Consider the following 8,200-nt stretch of genomic DNA (forward strand, 5'->3'; position numbering starts at 1 on the left):
CCGGCCGTGTCACCCGTGTCACCCGTGTCACCCGTGTGACAGCGCCCCCGACCGCCCTCCGTGGCCGGGGGCGCTTCCGCGTGCCGGCGCAGGTCGGCGGTGCCTGCCACCGGCCGGGCCCGGACGCGAGGCACGCGACCACCCGGACGCGGAACCCCGGGGCACACGGCCGATACACGACCGCCGCCCGGGCCGGGGCCGCTGGGCGCGGGACGGGGAAGAGCCCGGGCCCGGCAGATGCGGGTCCGGGCTCGTCCGGGGGCCGTCAGGGAGGGAGCGGTGGGCGGTCAGGCCGTGAGGTCGACGCCGTAGAGGCTGCGGCCCGCCACCAGCTCGCGGCCGGTGACGAGTTCCGCCTCGATGCGGATGAAGACCTCGTTCGGGGACGGCGCCCAGGAGCGCGGTCCCGTCCTGCGCAGCCGTTCGTGCTCGGCGGGGTCCGTGACGACCGCAGCCCGTCCCGTGACGACGACGCTCCAGCCGGAGTGCTCCACGGCGTCGACCTCGTCCGCCTCGAAGGCGACCACCGTCTTGTCGATGGCGCGGGCGAGTTCGGAGCGGGCCGAGGTGCGCAGCACCACGGAGGGCGGTTCGCGGTCCAGCGCGAAGTTCACGGGCAGGACCGCGGGAAGGGCGTGCCGGGTATGCACGATCCGGCCGACGGGCGCCTTCGCCAGCAGGCGCAGGCACTCCTGCCGGTCCAGTTCGCGGAAACCGTCATTGGCGTACATCGGCCACTCCAGCTCTTCCAGCTCTCTTCTTCCCGGTGCTGTACATCAATCGTGCGCGGGCCCGGCCCCCGCCGGGAGGGCCGACCGGTCCAGTCCGTCAACCAACCGGCCCGCACGGCGCGGTGGCCCGTTCACGCGTCCGCGACTTCCCGTCCCGAGATGGCGGCCGGTTCGATGGCGACCCAGGTGTTGCGCCCGCCGTCCGCCCACGGCTCGCTGAATGCCTGCTCGTTGAGCCGTGCCACGGCCTGGGGGTCCGTGACCAGCCGGGCGGGACCGCGGACCAGGACGCTCCAGCCGCGGCTGAGCGCCTCGTCGATGTGGTCGACCTCGAAGGCGGTCTCGGTGCCCGCGGCTGCCGCCAAGGCGGACTCGGGCAGCGTGCGGAAGACGATGTCATCGTCGACGACGCTGTAGTTGACCGGCAGGATCGCCGGCCCCTCGGCCGTGGCCACCGCGACGCGGCCGATCCCGTGGCCGCCCAGCCGTGCCCGGCACTCCTCGGGACTCAGCACGGCCAGCCGGGTGCGGCCCGCCGCACGGCCGATGCCGGGCGGCAGGTCGATGCCGCCGCCGGCCAGCGCGGTCACCGTGGTGCCGAGCGCGTCGGCCAGCCGCAGCAGCATCCCGATGCCGGGCGCGGCGCCGGGCTGCTCCTCCAGATACTTGAGGTATCCGGGGGCCGTGCCCGCCCGGGCGGCGACCTCCTCGCGGGTGAGGCCGAGTTCCTCGCGCCGCTGCGCCGCGCGGCGGCCGATGTCACCGCGCGCGGAACCCGGCGCCACGGCCGCGCCGCCGGACGGTGTGTCTTCCGGCATGCCGGTCACTCTCCCTCGTCGCCCGTCTGCCGGACGGTCACCTCGTCGTGCCGCGGTCCTCCGCCCAGCACGACCTTCAGCGCCCCGGTCTCGCCGGCCTTGGCGAAGACCTCGTAGGCCTCTTCCATCTGGCCGAGCGGGAAGGTGTGGGTGACCATCGAGGCCGCGGGCAGCCGTCCGCCGGACAGCATCTTCAGCAGCGTCGGCGTGGAGGACGTGTCGACCAGCCCGGTGGTGATCGTCACGTTCTTGATCCACAGCTGTTCCAGGTGCAGGGTCGCGGGCCTGCCGTGCACACCGACGTTGGCGACGTGCCCGCCGGGCCTGACCATGCGGGTGCACATCTCGAAGCTCTCCGGCACGCCCACGGCCTCGACGACCACGTCCGCGCCGAGCCCGTCCGTCAGATCGGCGACGAGCTGCTCCGGGTCCTCGCCCGCGCCCACCACGACGTCGGCGCCGAAGCTCTTGGCGGCCTCCAGCCTGGACGGCGCGAGGTCCACCGCGATGATCCGGTCGGGGGAGAACAGCCTGGCGGTGGCGATCGCGGCCAGCCCGACGGGGCCGGCCCCGACGACGGCGACGGTGTCGCCCGGCCGCACCCGTCCGTTCAGCACCCCGACCTCGTAGCCGGTGGGGAAGATGTCGGCGAGCATGACGGCCTCGTTGCTGTCCACGCCGCCCGGCAGCGGGTACACGGACAGGTCGGCGTACGGCACGCGGACGAACTCGGCCTGGGTTCCGTCGATCGTGTGGCCCAGGATCCAGCCCCCGCCGCCGAGGCACTGCCCGTACGCGCCCTCCCGGCAGTAGCGGCAGCGGCCGCAGGCCGTGATGCAGGAGACCAGGACCCGGTCTCCCGGGCGCACGGTCTTCACGTCGCCGCCGACCTCGACGACCTCGCCGACGGCCTCGTGGCCGAGGACGGTGCCGGGGCGCACCTCGGGGACGTCGCCCTTGAGGATGTGCAGGTCGGTGCCGCAGATGGTGACGGCGTCGACCCGCACGATCGCGTCGGTGGGTTCCTGGATGTCCGGATCCGGGACGTCCTCCCACGCGGACTGCCCGGGACCGTGGAAGACGAGTGCCTTCATGACCGTTCCTTCCCTCGGACTCCTACAGGGGCTCCTCCGGGTTCCCCCGATCCCCTCGGACTCTCCCGGTTCCCACCTTGAACCCGCCGGGTGGCCGCCGCATGGGCCGACCGGCTCCGGTTGCCCGGTCCGCGCGGTCCGCTCGGCGCCGGGACAGGGCCGAGCGGCCCTACCCCGCTTCCCCGGCGGCCCGGTTTTCTGGCGTCATGGACGAGACCCGGATCCACTCCCCCGACCCGGTGCGGGAGGGCGCGGCCGAGCGGACCACGGTGGTGGAGCTGTTCGGCGAGATCGACCTGCTGACCGCGCCGGCCGCCGCGGAGCATCTGGACGCCCTGACCGCGGGTCCGCGTCCGGACGTGGTGGTGGATCTGAGCAGTGTCACGTTCATGGACTGCAGCGGTCTGTCCGTGCTGTGCCGGGCGCGCAATCGCGCCCTGGAGCGCGGCGGGCGGATCCGCCTCGTCGTCGGGAGCCCGCGGATCCTGCGCCTGCTGCGGGTGGCCCGTCTGTCGGCGGTCTTCGACGTGCTGGAGGCGCTTCCCGAGCGTCTGGCGCCGGCCGTGCCGGGCTGATCCGGCGGCCTCCTTTTTGGGGCTCGGTTCGCCTCCAGGGCGCTGAAGCCTGCGCCGACGGTCGATCGTGCTCGCCCGCTCGTACCTCGCGGCCTGCGCGCGTTCTCCCTTTCGACACAGGCGCGCCCCTCCGGCCCACTCGCCCCACGCGGCCCGCGCGCGTTCTCCCTCTCGGCACAGGCGCGTCCCTCCGGCCCACTCGCCCGGCGCCCGCCGATCATCCCCTGACCGACCCCCGGATCGGGGCCGAACGGCCCTCTTCCCGGCCCCGGACAGCCCCTGCGGCGCCCGGCACGGCGCACGACCGTGGATACGGAGAACCAGGCAGAGGAGAGAGACGTCATGACGCAGACCGCTCGCCGCGCAGCGGGTATCCACGCCCTCCTGGCCGACGGCAGCACGGTGGAGATCCGGCAGGCGCGGCCGGAGGACCGGCCCCGGGTGCTGGCGCTGTACGAGACGATGTCGGCCGAGAACATGCGGCTGCGGTTCTTCGGGACGAGCAGCCTGTCGGGGCGGCGGGCCGCCGAGCGGCTGTGTGCCCCGCCGAGGCCCGGCCACTACGCGCTGGTCGCCACGCAGGGCGACCGGCTCGTCGGCGTCGCGGAGTACGAGACGGACGACGACCCGGCGTCCGCCGAGATCGCCCTGGCCGTCGCCGACGACTTCCACCACCGCGGCGTGGGCACGCTGATGCTGGAGCACATGGTGCCCGTGGCGCGGGCGGCCGGCATCACCGAGTTCACCGCCGACGCGCTCGCCTACAACCACGCCATGCTCAAGGTCTTCGCCGACCTGGGGCTCAACACGGCCCGCCGGTTCGACGGCACGGTGATCCACTGCACGGTGCGGCTGGCCCAGGACGAGAACTACCTGTCGGCCGTCGACGAGCGGGGCCGTACCGCGGACATCGCGAGCATGCGGCCGCTGCTGCGCCCCGCCTCCATCACCGTCGTCGGCGCCGGCACCAAGCCGGGCTCGGTGGGGCGCGCGGTGCTGAGGAACATCCGGCGCGCCGGGTACTCCGGGCATCTGACGGCCGTCAATCCGCACGCGGACGCCGTCGAACTCACCTCCTGCTTCCCGTCCGTGAGCGCCCTGCCGGAACCGCCGGAGCTCGCCGTGCTGGCCGTGCCGCCGGACGCGGTCGCCGAGGTCGCCGAGGAGTGCGGCAGGACCGGGGTCCGGGCACTGGTGGTGCTCACCTCCGGTCTCGACCCCGCCCGGTCGTCGGCGCTGCTGGGTGTCGTGCGCCGCCACGGGATGCGGCTGGTGGGCCCGAACTGCCTGGGCATCGCCAACACCGAGGAGGCGGTCCGGCTGGACGCGACCTTCGCCGCGCACCGGCCGCTGCCGGGCACCGCGGGAGTCGCCGTGCAGTCCGGCGGGGTCGGCATCGCCCTGCTCGGCGGGCTGACCCGGCTCGGTATCGGTGTGTCCAGTTTCGTCTCGCTGGGTGACAAGTTCGACGTCAGCGGCAACGACCTGCTGCAGTGGTGGGAGACCGACGGCACCACGGATCTGGCGCTGCTGCACCTGGAGTCCTTCGGCAGCCCGCGTGCCTTCTCCCGCACCGCCCGCCGGGTGGCCCGGCGGATGCCGGTGCTCACGGTGGACGCGGGCCGGTCCACGGCCGGGCGGCGGGCCGCCGCCTCGCACACCGCGGCGGCCGCGACGCCGACGATGACGCGGCAGGCTCTGTTCACCCAGGCCGGGGTCATCGCGACCCGTACGATCGGCGAACTCCTCGACACGGCGGCGCTGCTGCACTCGCAGCCGCTGCCGGCCGGATCGCGGGTGGCCGTCGTCTCCAACGCCGGCGGGGCCGGCGTGCTGGCCGCCGACGTGTGCGCCGAGGCGGGCCTGAGCGTCCCCGAACTGCCCGCCGACCTCGTCTCCGACCTCCTCGCCGTGCTCCCGCCGGGCGCGACCGCGGCCAACCCGGTCGACGCCACCGCGGCCGCGGGCGGCGAGGCGCTGCGCGCCTGTGTGGACCGGCTGGCGGCGCACGCCGCGGTCGACGCGGTGCTGGTGGCGCTGGTGCCCACCGCGCTGGCCCGGGCGACCGGCGACGACCCGGTCCGCGGGCTCACCGCCCCGGCCGCCGGGCACCGTACGCGCCCGGTCGTCGCGGTCCTGCTCGACCAGCCCGAGTCCGTACGGCTGCTGCACACCAGCGGCGAGGCGGTGCCCGCGTACGCGGACCCGCAGTCCGCGGCCCGGGCGCTCGCGCACGCCGCGAAGCGCGCCCAGTGGCTCGCCCAGCCGCCCGGCACCGTGCCCGAGCTGTCGGGTGTCGACACCGAGGGAGCCCGGGAACTGGTGGACTCCTTCCTCGCCGCGTACCCCGAAGGCGGCTGGCTCGACCCGTGCAGTTGCGCCGGTCTGCTGGACCGCTACGGCATTGGGCAGCTGCCCTGGGCGTGGGCCGAGGACGAGCAGACCGCCGTGGACGCGGCCGCCCGCCTCGCCGGGCCGAAGGAGCGCGTCGTCCTCAAGGCGTACTGGCCCGGGCTGCTGCACAAGACCGACCGCGGCGCGGTGCTGCTGGACCTGGAGGGCGAGGAGCAGGTGCGCGCCGCCTACCGGGACCTCGCCGCCCGCTTCGGCGAGGTGATGACCGGTGTGCTCGTGCAGCCGATGGCCGCGCGCGGCACGGAGCTGGTCGCCGGCGTCGTGCAGGACGAGGTGTTCGGCCCGCTGGTCCTGTTCGGCCTCGGCGGCACGGCCACCGAGGTGCTCGCGGACCACGCGGCCCGGCTCGCCCCGCTCACCGACCGCGATGTGCACGACCTGATCACCGCGCCCCGCTCCGCGCCGCTGCTGTTCGGCTTCCGCGGCGGCGGCCCCGTCGACCTGGAGGGCCTGGAGCAGCTGCTGCTGCGTCTGTCGCGGCTGGCCTGCGACCTGCCGCAACTGGCCGAGGCCGACCTGAACCCGGTCGTGGCGCGCCCCGACGGCGTCGTCGCGGTCGACGTCCGCATCCGTGTGCTGCCGCGGCAGCCGCACGACCCGTACCTGCGCCGGCTGCGCTGAGCCGGAGTGCCCTCAGGAGGAGGAACCATGAAGCACCGCAAGGTCGGCACAGTGATGACGAGCGACGTCGTCCGGGTGACGCCGACGACTCCGTTCAAGGACGTCGCGGAGCTCCTGGCGCACCACCACATCAGCGGACTGCCCGTGGTGGACGACGACGAGAAGGTCGTCGGAGTGATCTCCGAGACGGACCTCATGCACCGCCAGGCCCGGCAGGACGACGGCCTCGGCGAGCAGCGCAGGTGGCGGCCGCGGCTGACCCGCTCCGCCCGCCGCGCGGACATCAAGGCGCGGGCGAGGACCGCGGCAGAGCTGATGAGCAGCCCGCCGGTCACGGTCAAGGCCGTCGAGTCCATCGCCGCGGCGGCCCGGACGATGGCCGAGCACCGGGTGGAACGGCTGCCCGTGCTGGACGAGGAGGACCGGCTGGTCGGCATCGTCACCCGGCGCGACCTGCTCCAGGTGTTCCTGCGCTCCGACGAGGACATCCGCGCCGAGATCATCGAGGAGGTGCTGGTGCGCGCCCTGTGGCTGGCCCCGCAGACGATCGGCGTGACCGTCCGGGGCGGCGTGGTCACCCTGGAGGGCAGGCTGGAGCGGCGCAGCGAGGTGCCCATCGCGGTCCGCATGGCGGGCCAGGTGGACGGTGTGGTCGCCGTCGTCGACCACCTCGGCTACCACTACGACGACGCGCACCTGCGGCCGGAGGAGGCGGCGGTGCACGGCGTCGGCGAGGAGTGGCTGCGCAGGCTCTGACGATGACGAGGGCCGGGCACGGCTCCCCGTGCCCGGCCACCCGCGCCCCCACCGGGGTGGGGCCGCCGCCGGCGACGACGCACGAAGACGAAGAGAGTGAGGTGAACCGTGATGACCGAAGCACCGCGAGTACTGGTCGCCTACGGCACGAAGAACGGATCCACCGCCGAGATCGCCGAATGGATCGCGCGGGCCCTGCGCGAGCGGCAGGTCGACGCCGAGGCACGCCCCGCCGCCGAGGTGGGGGACGTCGCGCCGTACGACGCGGTGCTGCTCGGCGGCGGGCTGTACGCGGGGCGCTGGCCGCGCGAGGCGGTGCGCTTCGCGCGGCGGCACCGCAAGCAGCTCTCCGTGTGCCCCGTGTGGCTGTTCAGCAGCGGACCGCTCGACCCGTCCGCCGATGAACGCGACATCCCGCCGGCCCCGGCCGTGGCCCGCATCGCGACCCGCCTGGACGCCCGCGGCCACGCCACCTTCGGCGGTCGCCTGGCGGAGGGCGCCGGCGGTTTCATCGCCCGGCAGTTGCTGAAGCAGGGCAAGGGCGGCGACTTCCGTGACCGCGCGCGGATCGAGGAGTGGGCGCACGGCATCGCGACGGAACTGACCGGCTCCCAGATGGAACACCACTGACCTGCGGCCGGGTGCGCCTCCCCACGCCGGGCCCGCGGCGGCCCACCGGGTGCCGGCCGCCGCGGCGAGCCGGGCGGCCGGCCGGGGCCCGCCGTCGTCAGGGCCGGCCCGGTGTTCCGCGGACGCCGCGCCCCGTGCGATGGGGGCGGCGCCCCGCAGCAGGCGCCGCCCGGCCACCGGCGGCGGGCCGCGTCCGCCCAGCTGGTCCCGTCACGGCGGGTGCGCGGACGCGTCTGTGCCCACTCGGCGGGACCTGGCGGGCTTGGCGGACCGCGCCCGGCCGGGTGGCGCCCCTGCCCGGCGCGTCGGGGCGGGAATCGGCCACCGGTGACGGACGGGGCCCGCCCTGCCCCGCGCGGGCGAGCGGGCTCGGGCCACGCCTTCGAGCGGAGGCGCCGACGGCGCCCCCGTCCCGCCGCGGGCGAGCGGGCTCGGGCGCCGGATGAGGCCCGGCACCGGCGACAGGTGCGCAAACCGGGCGCAGCGACGGCCGGCCGCCCCCGGCACCGCGAACGGGCGCGCAAACCGGACGCGGCGACTGTTCAGCCGCACCGGGGGCG

Annotated in this window: 7 protein-coding genes; 4 read left to right on the forward strand and 3 right to left on the reverse strand. The window is 75.3% G+C overall.

Going from position 1 to position 8,200, the window contains the following annotated elements:
* Window positions 1–287: 287 nt before the first annotated feature.
* The 3 genes from GUY61_RS30625 to GUY61_RS30635 form a co-directional block, all read right to left on the reverse strand.
* Window positions 288–731: a pyridoxamine 5'-phosphate oxidase family protein gene (locus tag GUY61_RS30625; protein WP_166633504.1), complete on the reverse strand. Its 444-nt coding sequence runs from the start codon at window positions 729–731 to the stop codon at window positions 288–290.
* Window positions 732–862: 131 nt separating this feature from the next.
* A complete protein-coding gene (locus tag GUY61_RS30630) occupies window positions 863–1,549 on the reverse strand; it encodes a pyridoxamine 5'-phosphate oxidase family protein (RefSeq protein WP_166633505.1) in 687 nt (228 codons plus the stop codon).
* Window positions 1,550–1,554: 5 nt separating this feature from the next.
* Window positions 1,555–2,643: a zinc-dependent alcohol dehydrogenase family protein gene (locus GUY61_RS30635; RefSeq protein WP_166633506.1), complete on the reverse strand. Its 1,089-nt coding sequence runs from the start codon at window positions 2,641–2,643 to the stop codon at window positions 1,555–1,557.
* A gap of 206 nt (window positions 2,644–2,849) precedes the next feature.
* Here GUY61_RS30635 and GUY61_RS30640 point away from each other — a divergent pair, with 206 nt between their 5' ends.
* The 4 genes from GUY61_RS30640 to GUY61_RS30655 all read left to right on the forward strand — a co-directional run bounded on the left by GUY61_RS30640 (window position 2,850) and on the right by GUY61_RS30655 (window position 7,640).
* Window positions 2,850–3,218 (forward strand): STAS domain-containing protein, encoded by a 369-nt coding sequence (locus GUY61_RS30640; protein WP_166633507.1) that lies wholly within the window; start codon window positions 2,850–2,852, stop codon window positions 3,216–3,218.
* Between the two features lie 342 nt (window positions 3,219–3,560).
* Window positions 3,561–6,254 carry a bifunctional GNAT family N-acetyltransferase/acetate--CoA ligase family protein gene (locus GUY61_RS30645; protein ID WP_166633508.1) on the forward strand — a complete coding sequence of 898 codons (2,694 nt, stop codon included), beginning with the start codon at window positions 3,561–3,563 and terminating at the stop codon, window positions 6,252–6,254.
* Window positions 6,255–6,281: 27 nt separating this feature from the next.
* A complete protein-coding gene (locus tag GUY61_RS30650; protein WP_166633509.1) occupies window positions 6,282–7,010 on the forward strand; it encodes a CBS domain-containing protein in 729 nt (242 codons plus the stop codon).
* 111 nt (window positions 7,011–7,121) lie between these two features.
* Complete coding sequence (locus GUY61_RS30655) at window positions 7,122–7,640, forward strand: flavodoxin domain-containing protein (RefSeq protein ID WP_166633510.1); 519 nt, start codon at window positions 7,122–7,124, stop codon at window positions 7,638–7,640.
* The last annotated feature ends 560 nt before the right edge of the window (window positions 7,641–8,200 follow it).

The sequence above is a fragment of the Streptomyces sp. GC420 genome, from assembly GCF_009916105.1.
In the GTDB taxonomy this organism is placed as follows: domain Bacteria; phylum Actinomycetota; class Actinomycetes; order Streptomycetales; family Streptomycetaceae; genus Streptomyces.

What these genes read in the sequence shown, in the direction of transcription:
- GUY61_RS30625 (WP_166633504.1), bottom strand. Translation starts at nt 731, where the DNA reads ATGTACGCCAATGACGGTTTCCGCGAACTGGACCGGCAGGAGTGCCTG.
- GUY61_RS30630 (WP_166633505.1), bottom strand. Translation starts at nt 1,549, where the DNA reads ATGCCGGAAGACACACCGTCCGGCGGCGCGGCCGTGGCGCCGGGTTCC.
- GUY61_RS30635 (WP_166633506.1), bottom strand. Translation starts at nt 2,643, where the DNA reads ATGAAGGCACTCGTCTTCCACGGTCCCGGGCAGTCCGCGTGGGAGGAC.
- GUY61_RS30640 (WP_166633507.1), top strand. Translation starts at nt 2,850, where the DNA reads ATGGACGAGACCCGGATCCACTCCCCCGACCCGGTGCGGGAGGGCGCG.
- GUY61_RS30645 (WP_166633508.1), top strand. Translation starts at nt 3,561, where the DNA reads ATGACGCAGACCGCTCGCCGCGCAGCGGGTATCCACGCCCTCCTGGCC.
- GUY61_RS30650 (WP_166633509.1), top strand. Translation starts at nt 6,282, where the DNA reads ATGAAGCACCGCAAGGTCGGCACAGTGATGACGAGCGACGTCGTCCGG.
- GUY61_RS30655 (WP_166633510.1), top strand. Translation starts at nt 7,122, where the DNA reads ATGACCGAAGCACCGCGAGTACTGGTCGCCTACGGCACGAAGAACGGA.